Source organism: Microcoleus sp. N9_A1, assembly GCF_036701795.1.
Lineage (GTDB): Bacteria > Cyanobacteriota > Cyanobacteriia > Cyanobacteriales > Microcoleaceae > Microcoleus.
Window position 1 is genome coordinate 1 of record NZ_JAUBRI010000198.1, and the last position, 1,049, is coordinate 1,049.

General features: G+C 38.3%; 1 protein-coding gene. It reads left to right on the plus strand.

What is annotated here, in order from left to right:
* Positions 1–140 precede the first annotated feature (140 nt).
* A complete protein-coding gene (locus QUA58_RS31415; protein ID WP_333398031.1) occupies positions 141–692 on the plus strand; it encodes a DUF3124 domain-containing protein in 552 nt (183 codons plus the stop codon).
* Positions 693–1,049 lie beyond the last annotated feature (357 nt).

Genomic DNA, 1,049 nt, shown 5'->3' on the forward strand with positions numbered 1-1,049 from the left:
ATTAAAGAGAGCTAAAATGTATGCGTCTCCTGGCACATCTCTTGATGAAGTTATTCGTGCTTATTGTGCAGAAAGAGAGTCTCATACTTATTTGAAATGACTATAACTGCAATGTATGTGGTGTATTTGGATGAATGCCGATGAAGCTGAAACAGCATTTATGGGTTTGTTGGGCGATCGGGGCGATCGTCCTGATCTCTTGTTCAAACCAAACTACATCACAAAGACAACAATCTAATACAAAACGTGAAACCTCACTGAGAACAGTTACGTTAGATAAAACAAAAGTTGTGATGGGACAAACAGTATATGTCCCTATTTACTCGCATATTTATCACTACAATAGCCAGGATAATGTGATGAATTTGTCAGCCACGCTCAGTATCCGCAATACGGATCTGACGAATTCGATTATTATCACTTCTGTGCGTTACTACGATACTGATGGGAAATTGATTAGGCAGGACATTAAGAGTCCAGTAGAACTCAAGCCGCTTGCTTCCACAGACTTTTTCATTGCAGCAGAGGATACAAGTGGAGGGTCAGGTGCAAACTTTATTGTGGAGTGGGTTGCAGAAAAAACGGTTTATGAGCCTGTCATTGAAGCTGTCATGATTAGTACCTCTTCTTCTCAGGGCATTTCATTTGTCAGTCCCGCTAAAGTTCTCAAGCAACACAGTATACCCAAGTAATTTTAGAGGTTTCAATTATTTCTTTACAATGAAGTTGGGGACTAGCCTAGAAGGGATTGAGGGATTGCTAGCCAAAGGTTGTAGTTTGTAAATAAAATGTCTAGATGTTCATATAAAATAAGCTTCTTACTCAGTTTGTGTGGCAATTTTTGTTAAAAAACTGCCATCAATTACAGCCATAAATTTCTGTTACCTCTTCAATCGGCTGAGAAAACATTGATTAAATGGTGGAAACTTTAAGTTTTTGTAAAAATGACAATTATAGATTTTTTAGCCTTGCTTAAATAGGGCTTGCTGAATCAGTGGTTGAAGTAAACACGGTATGGATTTTCGGACGAATAAAGGCAGTAATGGTGC

Coding starts and splice junctions, on each gene's coding strand:
- QUA58_RS31415 (WP_333398031.1), top strand. CDS start 141: ATGAAGCTGAAACAGCATTTATGGGTTTGTTGGGCGATCGGGGCGATC.